Genomic DNA, 18,773 nt, shown 5'->3' with positions numbered 1-18,773 from the left:
TAATTTGGCGCATACCTTCTTTCTTTTTAAACAAGTGATTGATTGGAGGGAATGCCTTCGCTTTCCGCGGGCAAAAAAGGAAGATTATTTTCACTGTCAAAAAAAACCTACTCCTCGGCGCAAGCGCCTGTGGGGTCTCCCGCTCCCCGCTTTTCCCGCAGGACAAGGAAGTCTACTGAAGCGATGCATCCTTCGTAAGAAAATGCGGTAGCATTTTCGAGGAGTCTCAGCCTTGCACGGAAATCAACAGATATTAGTATTAAATCTTCAATACTAAGCTTTAACATAGCTATTTTCTTACATAATTTGCAGCTATTAGGTTGGCTACGTTTAGGCCTGAAAGCGTGACCATGGGTGAGCCACCTCCTGGATTGGTGCTTCCACCGGCAAAGTATATGTTTTCGATATCTTTTGATTTGTTAGATGGCCGGAAGAAAGCATCCATTTTTTTGTTTGATGCAATGCCATAAAGGGCACCGCGATAAGCGCCGAAAGTGGTTTGGATATCATGTGGGCCAATTACTTTTTCTTTTACCACTTGGTTTGATAGGTGTAGACCTTTTTCATCTAGAATGGAATATATTTTATTTTTATATTGTTCATACATCTTATCGTCTCGAAGTTCACCAATTTTTGTAGCTGGGGCATTTGCTAAAATAAATAAATTATCTCCAACCAAGCTTTGGCTTTTGTCTGTTACAGAAGAATTACTAATATAGACGGTTGGCTCCGTTGGAAACTCTTTTTTACGGAATAACTCATTAAATTCTCTTTCGTAATCAGACGAAAAATAGACAGTGTGATGTAACAAGCTATCGTTTCTCGATTTTGTACCAGCTAACATAACAAAGGCAGAAATGGAAGGTTCATAGCTTTCTGCTTGCTTGTTTGTAAAATTGGGTCTGTCTACTTCTTGCACCAGCTCAGGGTAAGCATGAAGTAAATCTGCGTTCATGACAATTTCATCTGCTTCCAATACATTTCCGCCGTCCGTCTCTACGCTCACAGCCCTTTTGTTACGAACATGAACCTTTGTCGCTTTTTCATTAAAATGAAAGTTCACACCAAGCTTTTTAGCCACTTCATAAAAACCTTGAGCTATCTTTACATTTCCTCCACGAGTATAATAAACTCCTTGCGCCAATTCTAAATAGGCAATCAAGCTAAACGTGGCTGGAGTAATATATGGAGAAGATCCAATATATGTAGCATATCTATTTAAGACTTGTAGGATAAAAGGGTTTGAAAAGTATTGCTTGAAAAAAGAATCCATCGTTTGAAAAGGCTTTACTTTTAAAAATGCTAAGCCTAATTTTGGCGAGAAGAAGTCCTTTTTTGAAGTAAACGTTTTACGGAAAAAATAAGTTCTTCCTAACTCATATAAACCTGCAATATCTTTTAAGAAAAGGTCATAATTGACTGCACCTTTTGCGTCCATCTTTTCTAACTGTTCCATCATTAAGTCACGATTACTTGATAAATCAAAAATCTCGCCCTTATGAGAAATGTTTCGTGTGTGTGGCTCTAATTTCTGAAATGTAAAGTAATCATTGGGATTTTGTCCTGCTAGTTGCACGACTTCTTGAAAGATTTCGGGCATTGTGATCGTGTTCGGTCCAAAATCAAACGCATAATCTCCGAGTTTGACAGACATCAATTTTCCGCCAGCATGACTATTTTTTTCTATAACCGTTACATGAAACCCCTTTGTGGCAAGGGAGATAGCTGCAGAAAGACCACCTAAACCTGCTCCGATAATGACAACTTTGTTCATTTATAGGCACGTCCTTTCCACATGTAGTCTTGTTTTAAGATGCTTCTCCACATAGAAGCATGCATAATTATTATGAAAGCTATTGCGCTAAAAGGCATCAGAATAAAAAGCCATTTTTTTTGAAGAGTTTGCCAGTCGATAAAAGCTTTTTGTAAAAAAATGAATAATATAGGTACTGTGTATAACCAGCCTTCATTAAATATGGCTATAGGAAACGGAAGGATATAGACAAAGGTGTAATAAACAGAAAGAAAGAATACCATTATTTTCGAACGTCCTATTCCGGTATAAATATTTTTTAGGAAGCCTTCCCATACTTCTTTATTTGTATCATACATATAACAAGTTATGAAAGATGTATTGTTTATTAATTTCACAAAATAGCCACTTTCTTTTACTTTTCTTGCAATATGAACATCTTCAACAAGTGAATTTTTTACAGAGCTATGTCCACCAATTTCGGTGTAACCATTAGCTTCAAACATCATAAATGCACCATGGGCAGCGGTTGCTTTTGGTTGAATTGTTAAATTTGCAATAAAAGCTGGTAAATGTGTCCATACGACAAAATGTTGCATTGGTACAAGTAGTTTACTTAGAAAACTAGTAACAGGGAAACGTGGAAATCCAGTTACTAGTTTAACATTATTGCTATGGAAATATGGTAGTGTCATCTCTATCGAAGAAGGATGTAAACGAACATCTGCATCAATAAATAATAAATACTTACCTTTTGCTTGTTTACTAAGTTGGTGACATGCATGGACTTTGCCAACCCAACCTTCTTGTAAAGGTACACCATCAAGTAGATGAAAGCGCTCGTCGTCGTCAATTGCTTTTATAGCGAGTGATCTTGTATTGTCAGTCGAACGATCATCGAGTAAGAACACCTCATAATTTTCATAGGAAAGTTTTTTTATATAATGAATAAGATTCGTGACATTTCTTTCTTCGTTTCTCATCGGAATTAATATGGATATTAACGGTTTATTTTGATCTGTTTTTAGAAGTTTATTAGGTTTTGCAAGAAAAAAGTTATTTACAATGGTGAAACAAAGGGAAAAAACGAGAAAACTTAAGATGATATATACGATAGAATCAAGCAACACCGATTTTTCCCTCCTTAAAGAATAGATTCATAAAGTTCATGCGTTTCGTTCATGACGTCACGTTTTAATTCGTCTAATAATTTTGTAAAAAGCAGCTCTAAATTTGTTGTCTTTGCATTAGGATTTTTTCCGTCTAATTGTTCGTACAATAGGGGTTCGCCAATATTAATATATATTTCTGGTTTCCTGACATGTCCAAAAGTGTAATAGATTGCGACCGGAATAATTGGTGTAGTCGGAATTTCCTTTACTATGTGCATTGTTCCGGCCTGAAATTGTAATGGTCTAATTTCTAAATGCTTTTCATCGCCTTGTGGAAAAATCCAAATGCTCTTACCGCTCTTTAATAAATTTCTTGCATATTTTAATGATAAAATTATATCTTTCGGATTTGATCGGTTGATGGAGAAGCCTCCGATTTTTCGGAAAAATGGATGTTCTTTCATACCGCTTTCCTGCATCATCGCATAACTATCGTGATTAGCAAATCTTTTGTTTAGGTGATAGATAACCAAACCGTCCCACCATGTACTGTGATTACAGATAAAAATGACAGGGGGCTCAAGTAACATCTCCTTATAAGTTTTTTTTACATAAATTCCACGAAAATGCAGTGATAGCAATCTTCTATTAAATGGATAAAAAATCATCTCAAACATTTTGCTTTTTTTAGCGGGTATCATGCTGTAAACTCCTTCTTGCATAAGCGAGTATTAGTAAAATCGTAGCAGGAATGGTAGTAACAACAACAGCTAGCCATAGCTTGGCACTTATTGCAATAATAATAAACATTAAAATCATGAGTCCATATAACGTAAACATGTTTTTCTCCCAATACAAATCAGTTGGAGAATGCCCTTTTGCAAAAAGCAGAAAAAGCATGAAAAAGAAAAACGATAAGCCATACCAACTAACAAAATTAAAGGTAGGAATATTATAGTAAAACCCATTGTCAACCCATATCCAGTAAGACTTTGCGACATAGGAAACTGGATCTATAATTAAGTCCATTACTACAGCTGCAAACGAACCAATTAAAGAGATTAGCCAAACGGACTTAGTTTTAACGATTCTTGTGGCAATAACGAGTGAAGTCGCGATCACCATCACCCATGCGAAGCCTATTGTTATTGGAACTCCAAATAGCTGTGGTCCAAAATCAGCATTATAATAATAGTTACCGAATAAAAAGCCGTATTTAACACCTATATGTTCTGCAATGATAGAAAAAAAGAATACAAAAAGAGAGAAGAGTAGTCCAATATATTTATAGTTTTTTATAAAGAAAATGAATCCGAGAATTCCAGCTGTCATTAAAAAAACAACATTTGCCCATTCCAGCCATGGTGGAAGTAAGTCAAAGGTCAATAAAATGACACCACAAACATACCAAATGATAAAAAAACGAAATATATACTTATCCCAGTTTTGTAACAATTACAAACACCTCCACGTACATTATAACTTTTTGTATAACTTTTGTATATTGTGTGTATAGTGTATGAAAACAAAGACCAGTCTTCTTATGAAAACTGGTCTTTAGACTTTATATTCTATTATATTTTTGTCGTACTAGCTTTAGTACTGATGTTGTTTAAGAAGCTTGCTTCGCTTCGTTTTGAACGAAAGATTTGTTAACCCAAACTCTAGACTTCCAGCGGAATAACATAATAATTCCACGTAGCCACTCATCAAGTATGAGTGCAATCCAAACACCTACTAATCCTAATCCAAAATGAACTCCAAGAATGTATGAAACAGTTACAGCTACACCCCACATCGATAAAATCCCCATATACACTGGGAACTTTACATCACCTGCTGCACGTAATGCGCTTATTACAACCAAGTTAAAAGAACGTCCTGGTTCTAAAATAATAGTTAACAAGATTAATGTGCCACCGAGCGCAATGATTTCTTCATTATCAGTAAAAATAGATAATAACTGATCAGAGAAGATAGTTGCTACAATAGCTGTAACGAAACTAATAATAATGGCGAACTTTAAGCTTTTTAAGCATCGTTTGTAAGCTTCTTCAATTTTACCTGCTCCAATTTGTTGGCCAATTAAAATTTGACTACCTTGGCCAATCGCGATACCAAAAAGTAAAATGAACATCATAATATTTTGTGCATAAACTTTTGTCGTTAATGCTTGTGTTCCCATTGCGATAATGAAGAACGTTATAACAATCTGTGACGTGTTATACGATAAATGCTCACCAGCTGAAGGAATTCCAATCTTTAACAAATTCTTGATATGACTAGAAGGGAATGTAAATATTTTTGTAAATGGTAGCGGCTCTTCAATTCGTCTAAATAATAAGAAAGTGATTGCAATTAAACCTAATGCTCTAGAAACAACCGTTGAGATGGCAACTCCGTCGACACCTAATACAGGTATTCCAAACGGTCCGAAAATAAACAAGTAGTTTCCGATTACATTTAAAACGTTCATTCCAATCGTGACGTACATGGCATCACGAGTAAAACCGTAACTGCGAATCGTTGCTCCCATCGTCATAATGATCGCTTGAATAAATGAAAATGCACCTACTAGTTTTAAGTAAAAGTCAGCTTCTGAAAGAAGTTCAGGAGGCAAATTCATCATCAGTAACAACTTCGAACTTGTGAAGAAAATGATGAAACTAATTGCGATACTGAAAACTAAATTTGCTCCTAGACTTACAACTGTAATTTCTGAAGCAGAACGCCGGTCGTTTGCACCTATATATTGTGCAACGAGTATTGCTGTTCCAGTGGCAACGAAGCCGAACATTACTATTAACATATATAAAATTTGATTAGCCACCCCAACAGCAGCAACAGAATCATCTGAGTATTGACTTAACATTAATGTATCTGCGTTTCCCATTAGCATATGGAGAAATACTTCTATAAAAATTGGCCAAGTTAAGGCGAATAGTGTTAATTTTTTTGCATTTTTGTTTTGCATGGAGTCTTCCCCTTTGTTTTTCCCGACATAAAGCAATTTATAGTTTATACTGATTTACATATAATTTAAAGAGAAGAAAACGATACTAATTGGAAAAATCCGACCTGGAGTGAAGAGAATGACAATGATAGCGCTTAACATCCCACCGTTTCCTGTTTTTATTAAAGGTGGAGAATTTACCTTTTCAAAAGGGGAGAAACACTTTAAGAGGACGTATTCCGTGTTTGATATGTTATATGTGAAAAAAGGGACTTTATTTATGCAGGAAAATGATGTGAAGTTTGATATTAGAGAAGGGGAGTATTTAATTCTTTTACCAAATAGGGAGCATGTTGGTTATGAGAATTGTATAGAAAATACAACGTTTATTTGGTTACACTTTATGATCTTACATGATGAGTATGTAGTGGTACCTAATAAAAACATCGATTGGTCATTTGTTTATGAAAGAGAATCAACATTTACAGAACCAGCAGTTTACCGATTTCACATTCCACAACACGGTATCATTAATAGAAGAGAGTTGATGGAGCAAATGATTGAAAATATTATTGATATAGGCAGTGGACAAGTGCATGCTCCAGATGAGGCGTTAAAACAACAAATACTATTTGCTGATTTTTTTGTAGGATTACAAAAAGAAGCTTTCTCTATTCCGAGTGCAACGGAACAAGTTTGTGAACAAGCTATGAAATACATACAAGAAAACTATCAACAACCGGTGAAAATGAAAGATATTAGTGCATCATTGCTTTTTCATCCAGATTACATTACTAGGTGTATGCACAAAACAATTGGATTAACGCCTAATCAATACTTAACACATATTCGTTTCACACATGCAAAACAACTATTAGTTGATACAAATGAAAAGATTGCCTCGATAGCCAAACAAGTAGGAATAGAAGATGTTACGTACTTTTCGAAGGTGTTTAAAAAACAAGAAGGAATCACTCCAATGGAATACAGAAGAATCGTACATCGAAAATGAGAATATATAAGGCTGGAACAAAAAGTCGATGAATTCAAATACCTCCTACATTCATTTTCACAAAAGAAAAACACAAAAATGAACATGGAGAGGTCTCCCACATTCATTTTTACAAAAGAGAACCACAAAAATGAACATGGAGAGGTCTCCCATATTCATTTTCACAAAAGAAAAACACAAAAATGAACATGGAGAGGTCTCCCACATTCATTTTTACAAAAGAGAACCACAAAAATGAACATGGAGAGGTCTCCCATATTCATTTTCACAAAAGAAAAACACAAAAATGAACATGGAAAGGTCTCCCACATTCATTTTCTCCAAAGAAAAACACAAAAATGAACATGGAGAGGTTGATTAGAGCTCTCAAGTTCATTCTTACTAAGAAATAATTCCTTAATGAACTTGATTCTTGATAAGCTGTCTCAAGTACGTTTTCATTAAAACAATTCACAGTGAACTTAATAACGTTGATCAAGTTCAGTTTCATCAAATATTTATCCCAATACTGAATTTGATATTATTAAAATCTTGGATAACCTATTAAACATAATTAGAAGAGGCCCCTAGAATAATCTTTTATTCAAGGGGGCTCTTCTATATTTTGTCCCAGTCTTATATTTTTAGACAACCATGCTGTTGATTTTCGCGCATGTTGTAGACTCCTGCGGGAGAAGCTGAGGAGGCTCCCGGCCCGCCCGCGGAAAGCGGAGACATGCGCGGGAATCAACAGCGGTTTTTAATAGAGCCAACAAATATTAATTGAGTGAGTTCCATAATGTACAATTACTAATCGAAAAACGAATATTAAACCTATTTTTTAATATAAATAACGTTTTATATCGAACGTTATTTAATTATAATAAACTTAACATTCGTTTTTCACTAAACGAACAGTAATTATGAAATTGATTCAATTTCATAGTATATAAATTAATACTATTTCACCTTTAGGATATGGAATCCATATGGAGGAATAGTGGCTTGTAGTTTTGTTGCTTCTAACGCCATTTCTTTTTGTTCCCATAGGTCGTGTATGACTTTTCCTTTGTAGCTTTCAGGTAGCGAAATTGTTAATTCTTTCTCACTATTGTTAATAAGGAAAGTAATCTTTTCATGTTCTGAAATTTTTTCATATATAACATGATTTGTTTCATTGTTACCTTCGACGAATCTAATTTCACCGTGATTGCCAAATGCTTTGTAAGTTTTACGTAAGTGAATTAATTTTTTCACAAAAGCAAACATATCTTTGTCTTGATCTTTTTCGTCCCAAACCATACATTTGCGACAACCGGGGTCTTGATCACCAGTCATGCTAAATTCGTCTCCGTAATAAATACAAGGGGTACCAATAAAAGATAATTGGAATAAGAATAGCAACTTTAACTTATTCTTATCATCTTCACAAATAGTAAGTATTCTTGGAGTATCGTGACTTCCAAGTAAGTTAAAGGCAACTTCATTCACATTGTTAGGATAAGAATGAAGAACATTCGTGATGGAGTTTACAAAGTCTTCAGCTTTTGTTACACCTTTTGCAATATAATCTAACGTAGCGTTCGTAAACGGATAGTTCATTACAGCATCAAACTGATCACCTTGTAACCAAGGCATAGAGTCGTGCCAGATTTCACCTAAAATATATACGTCTTCTTTCACTTCAGAAACAGCTTGTCTAAATTCTCGCCAAAATTGATGATCAACTTCGTTTGCCACATCTAATCTCCAACCGTCAATATTAAATTCACGAACCCAGTAGCGGCCAACTTCTAATAAATAATCTTTTACTTCTTTATTTTCCGTATTTAATTTTGGCATGCTTCCAACAAAGGCAAACGCATCAAAGTTTGGCTTTGGCTCTGTTACAACAGGGAATTCCCAAAGGTGGAACCAGTCTTTATACTTGGACTTTTCCCCATTCTTCAAAACATCTTGAAATTGTGGGAAGTAATAACCGCTATGGTTAAAAACAGCATCAAGCATTACTTTAATCCCGTTTTCATGGCAAACTTCCACTAATCGTTTGAATGTTTCCTTGTCACCGAACTGTGGATCAATTTCCATATAATCGATTGTGTCGTACTTATGGTTTGAATGTGCTTTAAAAATAGGAGTTAAGTAAATACCTGATACTCCTAAATCTACTAAGTGGTCTATATATTCGATAACTCCTTCGAAATCCCCACCGAAAAAGTTAGTTGGTGTCGGCGCTACACTTCCCCATGGTAATGTTCCTTCAGGATCTATTGCTGAATTACCATTAGCAAATCTCTCTGGAAAAATCTGATACCAAACAGTATCTTTCACCCATTCTGGTGCATGAAATACATCTGCTTTATTTAAGAATGGAAAACAAAAATAGTATCCACAGTCTTGTGGAGTTTCTTCATAAAAACCACGCTCAGTTAATGTTGATTGCTCATCTTTTGATGTAAGGTTAAAGCCGTAGCGCAATCTTTTGTATGTTGGAGCTACATCAGCAAACCAGTAATCAAATAATGTATCAGACCCTGTTTTCACCATTTCTTTTTCGTCGTATATCCATTTGCCATCTTCCCAAATATAAGGATCGCCATGAATAAGAGTCACTGTATCAACATCATTTTTCTTCGTTCGAATACGAATGTGTAAAGTTTTTTCATCATATGCATAAGCATAATTATTTTTCGGCCGATGATAAATTGCTTCTTTTAACATAATTAATCAATCTCTCCTTAATGCAATCGATTGCATTTATTTTTAACATCATAGTATTATTTTTCCTATGTTAGTTAATATGCTAGCATATTTAAGTGTCCTTCAAGCAAATAAACAACATTCTTTATTAGGTTATTTGATTAGAAAATGAATGTCAACGGTAATGAAAGCGTTTAAAATATCTAAATGAACATTTTCATCTAATACGTTACGAAACTATGAATTTTTAAAAAAATATATCGAAACTATCAGTTTTTCTAAAAAAAGTAGTTGTCAAATAGGCGAATACCTGTATAATAAAGATTGTAGGTTGTGCAATCGTTTTCACTAGCATTCATAAAAAATGTAAGCGTTTTTCGAATTCGCTTTCATGAAAATGCAAACGGTTGTGCAAGATAAAAAAGATACTTTTTATAAGACGGAGGGGTCAAGAATGAAAAAGTTCCTAGCAATTATGATGATTGCCGTTTTAACACTTGGTGTTCTTGCTGCTTGTGGTCCACAACGTGATACTGCAAACAACAATAACACTCCTGGTGGCGGCGACGACGACACAGATGTAACTGAAGGTGTAGAAAAACCAGCTAGTTTATCCATTTGGGTAAATGATGCTGAAGCACAAAAAGAAGGATTAGACAAAATCTTTGCTGCTTATACTGAAGAAACTGGAATTGAAGTGAAAGTAACTCCAATTTCAATGTTAGAGCAAACAGATGCATTAGCATTAGACGGTCCAGCTGGTACTGGTCCAGATATTTTCTTCCAACCACATGACCGTATCGGTGATATCGTTATTCGTGGATTAGCAGATCCTATCGATTTAGGTTCTGACGTATCTCTTTACAGCGAAACTGCTATTAACGCAGTAACGTATGATGGAGAAGTATACGGTGTACCACAAGTAGTGGAAACTTATGGTTTATTCTATAACAAAGACTTAGTATCTGAAGAAGAAGTATCTACTATGGAAGGTTTACTAAAAGTAGCTGCAGATCAAACAGATATGAACGCTGACAAATACGGATTCTTAATGGAAGCAACAAACTTCTATTTCGTATATCCTTTCTTCGCTGGATTTGGCGGATATGTATTCAATAACGATGGTTCTGGTTTCGACGCTTCTGACGTTGGTTTAGCAAACGGCGGTGCTGTTGAAGGTGGTAATTTAATTCAATCTTGGTTCCAAGATGGTTACATTCCACGTGAAATTAACGGTGACATCATGAACGGATTCTTCCAAGACGGAAACGTTGCTGCAGTAATCACTGGTCCTTGGAATATTCCAGCATACCGTGATGCTTTAGGTGACAAATTAGGAACTGCTATTTTACCTAAGTTAGACAACGGTGACGTTCCTTCATCATTCGTTGGAGTTAAAACTTGGATGTTAAGTTCTTACTCTAAAAATCCTGAGTGGGCTACAGACTTAATGAAGTTCATGACTAACTTCGAAAACTCAATGACTTACTACGAGTACGCAGGTGAAATGCCAGCTAACCAAAAAGCATTAGAAGATGAGAAAATCTCTGGAGATGCTATCATTGGTGCTTTCGCTGAGCAAATTCAATACGGCCAACCAATGCCTAACATTCCTCAAATGTCCCAAGTTTGGGAGCCAATGGGTAATGCACTTCAATTTATCGCTGGTGGCGATGATGTAGAAGAAGTATTAGGTGAAGCTGTTGAAGATATCGAAGAGCGTATTCAAGCTAGCGGTGCTAACTAATAGCTTAAACTAATTAGAGTGGATAGAACGGGCAGCATGCTCTGTCTATCCACCTTTATTTCTTTATTAGGAGGATCAGCTATGTCTGAACAAAAAATGCGGGTACATAATCCGAAATTAGCAATGATCCTTTCCATTCTTTTTGCAGGATTAGGGCAACTATATAACCGCAGATATGTGAAAGGTATTGCATTTATCATTATTCAAGCCTCTTTTTTAATCACATTTTTTGATTTTTTAAATGTAGGCTATTGGGGACTTATTACACTAGGAGAAATACCAAGAGTTGACCACTCCATCTTTTTACTTATACAAGGACTAGTTTCCGTTGTTATTACAGTTTTTGCTGTAACCCTGTTCTATTTAAACATTGTTGACGCAAAAAACAATGCCATTGATATTAAGCTCGGTAAACCAAAACCAACTATGCGTCAATCACTGAAAGCATTTTATGACAATGGATTCCCATATTTCATGGTAATTCCAGGGCTTGTTATGTTAATTTTTATCGTAGTATTACCATTAATGTTTATGATTGCATTAGCATTTACTGACTATAACTTATATAACTCTCCACCACGTAACCTTTTAAGCTGGGTAGGTTTTGAGAACTTTGTAAATCTGGTATCGATTCCACTTTGGAGAAGAACGTTCATGAGCGTTTTTGCGTGGACGATTGTATGGACAGTTGTAGCAACAACGTTACAAATCGCGTTAGGGTTATTTTTAGCATTAATCGTTAACGACCCTCGTATAAAGTTCAAACGTTTCATTAGAACAATCTTAATCTTACCTTGGGCTGTGCCAGCGTTCGTTACAATCTTAATTTTCGCTGCAATGTTTAACGACCGTTTTGGTGCTATTAACCGAGAAGTATTAAGTACAGTTGGTTTATGGTTCCCATGGTTAACAGACCCATTCTATTCAAAAATAGCCATTATTATGATTCAAACTTGGTTAGGATTCCCATTCGTATTCGCACTATTTACAGGTATCCTACAAAGTATATCAAAAGACTGGTACGAAGCAGCGGATGTAGACGGAGGTTCCCGTTTCCAAAAATTCCGTTTCATTACTTTACCACACATACTTTATGCAACAGCACCGTTGTTAATCATGCAGTACGCTGGTAACTTCAATAACTTTAATATTATTTACTTATTCAACCAAGGGGGACCTGCTGTTCGTCAACAAAACGCAGGTGGTACCGATATCTTAATCTCTTGGGTTTATAAAATGACGTTCGAGACGCACAACTACAACATGGCAGCAGCAATTTCGATTATTCTAGGACTAATAGTCGCTGGATTTGCTTTCTTCCAATTCCGACGTACTCGTTCGTTTAAAGAGGAGGGCAATATTTAATGGACAGAAAACTTAAATCGAATATCGAAGTTTCGTTAATTTATTTATTCATCGGTTTTATGTTTATCATTATTGCATATCCTCTTCTTTGGACAATTGGATTATCATTAAATCCGGGACAAAGTTTATTTACAGCAAAAATGATCCCAGAAAACTGGTCTTTCGTACATTACAAATGGCTATTTACAGATCCTCAAAGTGATTATTTACTTTGGTACAAAAATAGTATTTATGTAGCAGTTGCAAACTCTGTATTTTCTGTAATTGTTACGGCATTCGTTGCCTATGCATTTTCTAGATACCGCTTTAAAGGAAGAACATACGGACTATACGCATTTTTACTTTTACAGATGTTCCCTGTACTAATGGGGATGGTAGCTTTGTACATTCTTTTATTTATGGTTGGTTTAATCGATACTTTAGCAGGATTAACATTAATCTATATTGGTGGACAAATACCGTTTAATGCGTGGCTTGTAAAAGGATACTTCGATACAATTCCAAAAGAATTAGACGAAGCAGCAAAAATGGACGGTGCCGGACACTTTGGCGTATTCTTTAAAATCATGCTTCCGTTAGCGAAGCCAATTTTAGCCGTAGTTGCTCTTTTCAACTTTATGGCGCCATTTACCGACTTCTTATTACCACGAATTATTTTAAGAAGTCCTGAGAACTTTACATTAGCACTAGGGTTATTTAACTTCGTAAATGATCAGTTTGCAAATAACTTTACACGCTTTGCAGCTGGGTCGATTCTAATAGCAATTCCGATTGCATTAGTATTCTTATTCTTACAACGTTATTTAATTGCTGGATTAACTGCTGGTGGAACAAAAGGATAATAGTATATAATAGAATCGTTTGTTACTAATAACGGTTTAAAGGAGGGAAGCGGAATTGAAGAAACGAGTTTTAGGGCTCATTCTCGTTCCGTTTCTTCTTTTTTCAGCATTTTTTCCTGAGAGATTTGTAAATGCAGAAAAAGAAGAACACGCATGGCAAGATGAGATTATTTATTTTATTATGATTGACCGCTTTAACAATGGAGACATATCTAATGATTTTGATGTAGATCGAAATGATCCCAAGGCATATCAAGGTGGAGATTTCAGAGGAATTATTCAAAAGTTAGATTACATTGAGTCCATGGGATTTTCTGCAATTTGGTTAACGCCAATTGTGAAAAATGAACCAGGTGGCTACCATGGGTATTGGGCAGAAGACTTTTATGAAACAGAAGAGCACTTCGGTACGTTAGAAGAATTCAAAGAACTAGTAGCAGAAGCGCATAAACGTGATATAAAAGTAATCGTTGATATTGTGGTGAACCATACTGGATATAAACATCCGTGGCTTGATGACCAAGATAAAGAAGATTGGTTTAACCCTAATAAACGTATATTAAACTGGGATAACCAAGAACAAGTAGAACGTGGCTGGATTTTTGGCTTACCTGACTTGAATCAAGATAATCCAGAAGTACGTGACTATTTAATAGACATGGCAAAATGGTGGATCGAAGAAACAAATATTGATGGTTACAGATTAGATACGGTTAAACACGTACCAAAATGGTTTTGGCAGGAGTTTTCTGAAGAGATGAAGTCTGTGAAAGAAGATTTCTTCTTAATTGGGGAAGTTTGGCATGACAATCCAGCAGTAATTGCTGCTTACGAAGATACTGGAATTGATTCGTTTGTTGATTTTCCTTTGTATAACATGCTTTCCCGTGTATTTGCTGCTCCAGATCGCCCTTTAGGAAGTTTACAAGCTATCTGGGACAATAATAACACTCACTTCACGAATCCACACGTTTTAGGAACTTTTATCGATAACCATGATGTGGAAAGATTTACTCGTCAAGCATTAAAAAATAATGAGCACCCAGTTTCTCGTGTTAAACTAGCTTTATCCTATTTATATACAGCACCGGGCATTCCAATTGTGTATTACGGTACAGAAATTGCCCTGGATGGTGGGGAAGACCCGGACAATAGAAGAGATATGAACTTTCGTGCAGACAAAGAGATTATTGAATATATTGGAAGGCTAGCTGAAATTAGAAAATCAAAACCATCTTTAACTCATGGATCATTTGAAATGATTTTTGAACAAGACGGTATGGCTTTAATTAAGCGTGAATATGAAGGAGAAACAACTATCGTTGCCTTAAATAACACTTCTGGAACCGTTACTGCTTCCATACCACTCGACGTAGTAGGAGAAGGCATGCAGTTAAGAGGTTATTTGCTCGATGAGTTAGTGCGTGAAACAGCTGGAGAATATCGAATTACGTTAGATAGAGAAACGGCTGAAATCTTTAGTGTTAAGGAAGATACTGGTTTAAATGTACCGTTCTTAACTGCGATGGGATTAATTTATGGTGGCTTTGTAGCATTTATCTTTTTTATGATTCGTAGAAAAAGAAAAGCAAGCTAACTTTGATGTAAGTGGACTTAGTTCACTTACATCATCACATGGTGCTTTTTTTAGGTAATGGCTTGTTTTTTGTCCAAATCTGTAAGCGGATTCAAAATTACCAACATCCTATAGGAATGTTACATTCCATTGAGTAAATAATATTTATATCAGTATTATTTGTTCATCAGGATTTACTTATGTTTGAATAGAAAAAATAAATCATTGGAACAGTGAAGGGGGAGAGGTGCAATGAGCGTAACAATTAAAGATGTAGCGAAAGCTGCTAATGTTGCACCTTCTACTGTTTCTCGTGTCATCGCAAATAATCCACGAATAAGTGATAAAACAAAAAAGCGAGTACGAGAAGCAATGGAAGAATTAGGGTATCACCCAAACTTTATCGCAAGAAGTTTAGCTAATCAATCGACGAAGGTAATCGGCCTAGTTATGCCGGCTTCTGCAGATAAAACATTACAAAATCCATTCTTCCCAGAAGTCCTTAGGGGAATAAGTACAGCAGCCCATGATAAACAATACGCACTTCAAATGTCTACTGGGGTATCAGAAGAAGAAATTTTAGAAGGTGTTATTCAAATGGTGCAAGGACGTAGGGTAGATGGCATCATCATGCTTTATTCTCGAGTAGAAGATAAGGTAATTAAATATCTGCAAAATAGTAAATTTCCTTTCGTCGTTATAGGTAAACCTTTTACGCAAGTAGAAGAAATTACCCATGTAGACAATGACAACTTCCGTGGAGCAAAAGAGGCAACAGAGCATCTTATCAAACTTGGACATGATCGTATTGCTTTTGTTGGTGGTAGTTTAAATTTAGTCGTAACCATTGATCGTTTGTTAGGTTATGAAAAAGCGTTAAGAAATGCAGGTATTCCGCATCGTGATGATTATGTTATTCACGAAGAATTTTTAAAAGAAGGCGGGCAAGAAGCGACTTCAGAACTTCTGTCCTTAGAGCAACCACCTACCGCCTTAGTAGTTGCTGATGATCTTATGGCACTTGGAATATTAAACAAATTGCATGATCTAAATATTTCTGTGCCTGAACAAATATCCATTGTGAGCTTTAATAATGTGTTGTTAGCAGAAGTTGCGCGACCACCGTTGACATCCGTCGATATTAATATCTTCCAGCTTGGTTTCCAAGCAACGAAAACACTAATTCAAAAAATGGAAGATCCAACTGAACCGACTAAACGTATTATCATTCCACACAAAATGGTCGTACGACAAACATGTCAGCAATATAAAACAGTATCAACTATGATAGAAAGCTAGTCTAATAGGGACTGGCTTTTTTGTATTGGTTAAAAATGAAATAATGATTCTGGGACAAAATTGATGAATTAACTTCCTCTCACGTTCATATTAACCATAGAAAAATTTAAAAGTAAACATGAAGAGGTCTTTCACAATCATTTTTGGCAATTAAAAACGCAAAAATGACAATGGGGAGGTATCCCGTAATCATTTTCGGCAATTAAAAACACAAAAATGACGATGGAGTGGTATCCCACAATCATTTTCGGCAAAGAAAAATCCGAAAATGATGATGGAGAGGTATCCCGCAATCATTTTCGGCAATTAAAAACGTAAAAATGACGATGGAGAGGTGTCTCACAATCATTTTCGGCAAAGAAAAATCCGAAAATGACGATGGAGAGGTATCCCGCAATCATTTTTGGCAAAGAAAAATCCGAAAATGATGATGGAGAGGTGTCTCACAATCATTTTCGGCAATTAAAAACGCAAAAATGACGATGGGGAGGTATCCCGCAATCATTTTTGGCAAAGAAAAATCCGAAAATGACGATGGAGAGGTGTCTCACAATCATTTTCGGCAATTAAAAACGCAAAAATGACGATGGGGAGGTATCCCGCAATCATTTTTGGCAAAGAAAAATCCGAAAATGACGATGGAGAGGTGTCTCACAATCATTTTCGGCAATTAAAAACGCAAAAATGACGATGGGGAGGTATCCCGCAATCATTTTTGGCAAAGAAAAATCCGAAAATGATGATGGAGAGGTGTCTCACAATCATTTTCGGCAATTAAAAACGCAAAAATGACGATGACGATGGGGAGGTATCCCGCAATCATTTTTGGCAAAGAAAAATCCGAAATTGATGATGGAGAAGTCTCTCACGTTCATTTTCGTTGTCCCGTCTGTAGTTTTATCCCACCCTTGGTACTAATACTAAATAATTAAATATTACCCATTTACTACTTTCCCACCATTGATATGTATCATTTGTCCAGTCATATAAGATGCATCATCACTTGCTAAGAATACATAACTTGGGGCAACTTCTTCTGGTTGACCAGGTCGTTGCATCGGAGTATTGGCACCAAACTCCGCTACTTTATCTGCTGAAAAAGTAGACGGAATCAATGGTGTCCAAATTGGCCCCGGTGCAACACCGTTAACTCGAATACCTTGGCCAACTAGCTGTAACGCTAACGAGCGAGTAAACGTAACGATGGCACCTTTTGTTGCTGAATAATCAAGTAATGTTTCATTCCCAGCATAAGCTGTCACAGATGCGGTATTAATAATGGAGCTACCAGCACCTAAGAATGGCAATGCTGCTTTTGTTAAATAAAAAAAGGAAAATACATTTGTTCGGAACGTTTTCTCTAACTGACTACTGCTAATATATTCAATACTATTTTGTGGATGTTGTTCTGCAGCATTATTAACTAAAATATCAAGCTTAGAGAATGTTTGAATCGTCTCATCGATTATTTGTTTACAAAAAGATTCGTCTCCTATATCACCTGCCAGCAATAGGCATTTACCGCCTTGTACCTCTACTAATCTCTTTGTTTCCTCAGCATCACTATGCTCGTCCAAATAAACAATGACAACATCTGCACCTTCTTTTGCATACAAAATAGAAACAGATCGTCCAATTCCACTATCTCCACCTGTAATGATAGCTACTTTTCCATCAAGTTTACCGCTTCCTTTATAACTACTATCATCCGACACTGGCTTCGGTGTCATTTCAGATTCAATTCCTGGTTGCCTATTTTGATGTTGTGGCGGTAACGTTTTTTTATTTTCAGATTGATTACTCATTACACTAGCACCTCCAAATTTCTATCATATTATTGGAAAAAAGAGTATAATTTATTCTAATTATTAATAAACTCTTACCCGTTTGAATACTCGTTAAACTTTTAAGAAGGTGGAGACTATGAGTAAAATAGATATTAGACCAATAAAAGTAGAAGATGCTCCAAGACTATTGCATCATATGAAAATTGTTTTATCAGAGGGGAAAAACTTGCTGATATCACCAAAAGAATTCCACATGACTACAGTAGATGAAGAAATCTGGATAAAGAGTAATATAGAGAAAAATAACTTTACCATTGTTGCTGAAAAAGATGGTGAAATTGTTGGTTTGTTAAACGCAAACAGAGGGACAAAGGTGAGAGTAGAACATTTATGCTCATTTGGAATTAGTATTCAAGAGAAATATTGCAATCAAGGTATTGGATCAAAAATGATAACTAGATTACTAGAATGGGCCAAACAAGATGAGAAAATCGAAAAAGTCTATTTAGAAGTTTTTGCAGAAAATGAAAGAGCCATTCACGTCTACGAAAAATTTGGCTTCAAAAAAGAAGGCATAAAAGAGAAACATATTAAATTTGAAGATGGCTCATATGCCGATGAATACTTAATGGGACAATTCATTTAGAA

14 protein-coding genes are annotated in these 18,773 nt (G+C 35.7%); 7 read left to right on the top strand and 7 right to left on the bottom strand.

The genetic code is table 11. The features are described from left to right. Positions 1-289: 289 nt before the first annotated feature. From CDZ92_RS10450 to CDZ92_RS10430, 5 genes are all read right to left on the bottom strand, one after another. Complete coding sequence (locus CDZ92_RS10450) at positions 290-1,774, bottom strand: phytoene desaturase family protein (protein ID WP_096155181.1); 1,485 nt, start codon at positions 1,772-1,774, stop codon at positions 290-292. Then, a complete protein-coding gene (locus CDZ92_RS10445) occupies positions 1,771-2,883 on the bottom strand; it encodes a glycosyltransferase (protein ID WP_255249807.1) in 1,113 nt (370 codons plus the stop codon). Before CDZ92_RS10445 ends, CDZ92_RS10450 begins: the two co-directional genes overlap by 4 nt. 14 nt (positions 2,884-2,897) lie before the next feature. Continuing rightward, positions 2,898-3,566 (bottom strand): lysophospholipid acyltransferase family protein, encoded by a 669-nt coding sequence (locus CDZ92_RS10440; RefSeq protein WP_157842748.1) that lies wholly within the window; start codon positions 3,564-3,566, stop codon positions 2,898-2,900. Next, a complete protein-coding gene (locus CDZ92_RS10435; protein ID WP_227521515.1) occupies positions 3,553-4,320 on the bottom strand; it encodes a carotenoid biosynthesis protein in 768 nt (255 codons plus the stop codon). Before CDZ92_RS10435 ends, CDZ92_RS10440 begins: the two co-directional genes overlap by 14 nt. Positions 4,321-4,477: 157 nt before the next feature. Next, on the bottom strand, positions 4,478-5,839 hold the full coding sequence (locus CDZ92_RS10430) for an MATE family efflux transporter (protein ID WP_096155180.1): 1,362 nt from the start codon (positions 5,837-5,839) through the stop codon (positions 4,478-4,480). Between the two features lie 118 nt (positions 5,840-5,957). On the opposite strand from CDZ92_RS10430, the gene CDZ92_RS10425 reads away from it, so the two are divergent. Beyond that, complete coding sequence (locus CDZ92_RS10425) at positions 5,958-6,830, top strand: helix-turn-helix transcriptional regulator (protein WP_096155179.1); 873 nt, start codon at positions 5,958-5,960, stop codon at positions 6,828-6,830. A gap of 939 nt (positions 6,831-7,769) precedes the next feature. On the opposite strand, the gene CDZ92_RS10420 is transcribed toward CDZ92_RS10425, so the two are convergent. Beyond that, entirely contained in the window at positions 7,770-9,530 is a 1,761-nt protein-coding gene (locus CDZ92_RS10420; protein ID WP_096155178.1) for an alpha-glycosidase, read from the bottom strand. Positions 9,531-9,963: 433 nt separating this feature from the next. Between CDZ92_RS10420 and CDZ92_RS10415 the strand changes: the two genes are divergently transcribed. The 5 genes from CDZ92_RS10415 (at position 9,964) to CDZ92_RS10395 (ending at position 16,338) form a co-directional block, all read left to right on the top strand. Beyond that, entirely contained in the window at positions 9,964-11,256 is a 1,293-nt protein-coding gene (locus tag CDZ92_RS10415; RefSeq protein WP_096155177.1) for a sugar ABC transporter substrate-binding protein, read from the top strand. Positions 11,257-11,337: 81 nt separating this feature from the next. Further along, the gene (locus CDZ92_RS10410) at positions 11,338-12,621 is read left to right on the top strand and encodes a carbohydrate ABC transporter permease (RefSeq protein WP_096155176.1); all 1,284 of its coding nucleotides are present in this window, start codon (positions 11,338-11,340) and stop codon (positions 12,619-12,621) included. Then, the gene (locus CDZ92_RS10405; protein WP_096155175.1) at positions 12,621-13,463 is read left to right on the top strand and encodes a sugar ABC transporter permease; all 843 of its coding nucleotides are present in this window, start codon (positions 12,621-12,623) and stop codon (positions 13,461-13,463) included. Before CDZ92_RS10410 ends, CDZ92_RS10405 begins: the two co-directional genes overlap by 1 nt. A 55-nt stretch (positions 13,464-13,518) precedes the next feature. Then, the gene (locus CDZ92_RS10400) at positions 13,519-15,060 is read left to right on the top strand and encodes an alpha-amylase family glycosyl hydrolase (protein ID WP_096155174.1); all 1,542 of its coding nucleotides are present in this window, start codon (positions 13,519-13,521) and stop codon (positions 15,058-15,060) included. Positions 15,061-15,291: 231 nt separating this feature from the next. After that, entirely contained in the window at positions 15,292-16,338 is a 1,047-nt protein-coding gene (locus CDZ92_RS10395) for a LacI family DNA-binding transcriptional regulator (protein ID WP_096155173.1), read from the top strand. Between the two features lie 935 nt (positions 16,339-17,273). Here the strand turns inward: CDZ92_RS10395 and CDZ92_RS10390 are convergent. Then, entirely contained in the window at positions 17,274-18,143 is an 870-nt protein-coding gene (locus CDZ92_RS10390; protein ID WP_096155172.1) for an SDR family oxidoreductase, read from the bottom strand. A 118-nt stretch (positions 18,144-18,261) separates the two neighbouring features. Between CDZ92_RS10390 and CDZ92_RS10385 the strand changes: the two genes are divergently transcribed. Then, positions 18,262-18,771, top strand: coding sequence for a GNAT family N-acetyltransferase (locus CDZ92_RS10385; RefSeq protein ID WP_255249806.1), 510 nt, complete (start codon positions 18,262-18,264; stop codon positions 18,769-18,771). Positions 18,772-18,773 lie beyond the last annotated feature (2 nt).

This window comes from Bacillus sp. FJAT-45066 (assembly GCF_002335755.1).
In the GTDB taxonomy this organism is placed as follows: domain Bacteria; phylum Bacillota; class Bacilli; order Bacillales; family Bacillaceae_I; genus Bacillus_CD; species Bacillus_CD alkalisoli.
This window is presented reverse-complemented; position numbering and strand designations above follow the sequence as displayed.

Bases quoted from the DNA above. Each gene is read 5' to 3' on its own strand.
- CDZ92_RS10450 (WP_096155181.1), bottom strand. From the start codon at position 1,774: ATGAACAAAGTTGTCATTATCGGAGCAGGTTTAGGTGGTCTTTCTGCA.
- CDZ92_RS10440 (WP_157842748.1), bottom strand. From the start codon at position 3,566: ATGATACCCGCTAAAAAAAGCAAAATGTTTGAGATGATTTTTTATCCA.
- CDZ92_RS10430 (WP_096155180.1), bottom strand. From the start codon at position 5,839: ATGCAAAACAAAAATGCAAAAAAATTAACACTATTCGCCTTAACTTGG.
- CDZ92_RS10425 (WP_096155179.1), top strand. From the start codon at position 5,958: ATGACAATGATAGCGCTTAACATCCCACCGTTTCCTGTTTTTATTAAA.
- CDZ92_RS10420 (WP_096155178.1), bottom strand. From the start codon at position 9,530: ATGTTAAAAGAAGCAATTTATCATCGGCCGAAAAATAATTATGCTTAT.
- CDZ92_RS10415 (WP_096155177.1), top strand. From the start codon at position 9,964: ATGAAAAAGTTCCTAGCAATTATGATGATTGCCGTTTTAACACTTGGT.
- CDZ92_RS10410 (WP_096155176.1), top strand. From the start codon at position 11,338: ATGTCTGAACAAAAAATGCGGGTACATAATCCGAAATTAGCAATGATC.
- CDZ92_RS10405 (WP_096155175.1), top strand. From the start codon at position 12,621: ATGGACAGAAAACTTAAATCGAATATCGAAGTTTCGTTAATTTATTTA.
- CDZ92_RS10395 (WP_096155173.1), top strand. From the start codon at position 15,292: ATGAGCGTAACAATTAAAGATGTAGCGAAAGCTGCTAATGTTGCACCT.
- CDZ92_RS10390 (WP_096155172.1), bottom strand. From the start codon at position 18,143: ATGAGTAATCAATCTGAAAATAAAAAAACGTTACCGCCACAACATCAA.
- CDZ92_RS10385 (WP_255249806.1), top strand. From the start codon at position 18,262: ATGAGTAAAATAGATATTAGACCAATAAAAGTAGAAGATGCTCCAAGA.